Origin of the sequence: Micromonospora sp. DT62 (genome assembly GCF_049847285.1) — a bacterium.
Taxonomy (GTDB): Bacteria; Actinomycetota; Actinomycetes; order Mycobacteriales; family Micromonosporaceae; genus Micromonospora; species Micromonospora reichwaldensis.
In genome coordinates this window covers 1-1,418 of the sequence record NZ_JBNCOB010000055.1, presented here as the reverse complement: position 1 = coordinate 1,418, position 1,418 = coordinate 1, and the positions used below count along the sequence as shown (strand labels likewise).

The 1,418-nt window shown below is 66.4% G+C and carries 1 protein-coding gene; it reads left to right on the top strand.

Translation table 11 applies throughout. The annotated features are described in order from the left end of the window. Positions 1-118: 118 nt before the first annotated feature. Positions 119-1,363, top strand: coding sequence for an IS256 family transposase (locus ACPXCB_RS31475; RefSeq protein WP_425879754.1), 1,245 nt, complete (start codon positions 119-121; stop codon positions 1,361-1,363). The last annotated feature ends 55 nt before the right edge of the window (positions 1,364-1,418 follow it).

Below are 1,418 nucleotides of genomic sequence, written 5' to 3'. Positions count from 1 at the left end.
GGTTGCGTCCACGGAAGTGGTGTACGACTTGCCCGTGATGGGCGTGTTGCGTAGATGAGAGACGGCCACCGCGCGATCCTTCGAGACGGCAAAGTCGAACGAAGGAGAGTGATGCGCGATGGCCGCATCTGAGAGTGTGAACCCTGTTGACCTGCTGTGCGAGCAGATCGCGGGCGCGTCGCCGGACATGTTGCAGGCGATGATCAAAACGTTCGCGCAGGCGGTGATGTCCGCTGAAGCTGACGCGATCTGCGGTGCCGGCTACGGCCAGCGCAGCGACGAGCGCGTGAACTCGCGTAACGGCTACCGAGCTCGGGAGTGGGATACCCGCGCTGGCACGATCGATCTGGCGGTCCCGAAGCTGCGCCACGGCAGCTACTTCCCGGACTGGTTGCTGACGCACCGTCGGCGGGCCGAACAGGCGTTGGTGTCGGTGGTGGCGACGTCGTATCTGCTCGGGGTGTCGACACGGCGGGTGGAGAAGCTGGTCGAGCAGCTCGGCGTCCGGCAGCTGTCGAAGTCGCAGGTCTCGGAGATGGCCACGCACCTGGACGCCCAGGTGCAGGCGTTCCGCAATCGGCCCCTCGACTCAGGGCATTACACGTTCGTGTGGATGGACGCGCTGACGATGAAGGTCCGCGAAGCAGGCCGAACCGTCAACGTCCACGCCCTGATCGCCGTCGGCGTCAACGCCGATGGCCAACGCGAAGTCCTCGGCCTCGACGTCGCCTCCGACGAAGACGGGGCCGGCTGGCTGGCGTTCCTGCGCTCGCTGACCGCCCGCGGCCTGTCCGGTGTCCAACTGGTCATCTCCGACGCCCACCGCGGCCTCGTGCAGGCGATCGGAGCAGCGTTGCCCGGCGCGACCTGGCAGCGCTGCCGGACTCACTACCTGCGGAACCTGCTGACGAAGGTGCCCAAAACAGCACAGCCGTGGATCGCCACCCTCGTGCGCACAATCTTCGACCAGCCCGACGCAGACGCTGTTCGGGCCCAGTTCCAACGGGTCGTGACCACCATCGAAGCGAAGTTCCCGGCCGCCGCCGAACACCTCGCTGATGCCCACGACGACCTGCTGGCCTTCACCGCCTTCCCACGGGAAATCTGGCGCCAGATCTGGTCGAACAACCCGCAGGAACGACTGAACAAGGAGATCCGCCGCCGCACCGACGTCGTCGGTATCTTCCCCAACCGGCCGGCGATCATCCGCCTCGTCGGCGCGGTCCTGGCCGAACAGACCGACGAATGGACCGAAGGCCGCCGCTACATGGGCCTGGAACTCCTCACCAAAGCCCGCCTCATCCCCGTCCAGCCTGACCAACACGACAACAACCAGACCGCCCCGACCCCGATCGCCGCATAGCATCAGACCGGATCCCGCGATGGCCGTCTCTTACACCACCAGCGCGGACGTGACC

Bases quoted from the DNA above. Each gene is read 5' to 3' on its own strand.
- ACPXCB_RS31475 (WP_425879754.1), top strand. From the start codon at position 119: ATGGCCGCATCTGAGAGTGTGAACCCTGTTGACCTGCTGTGCGAGCAG.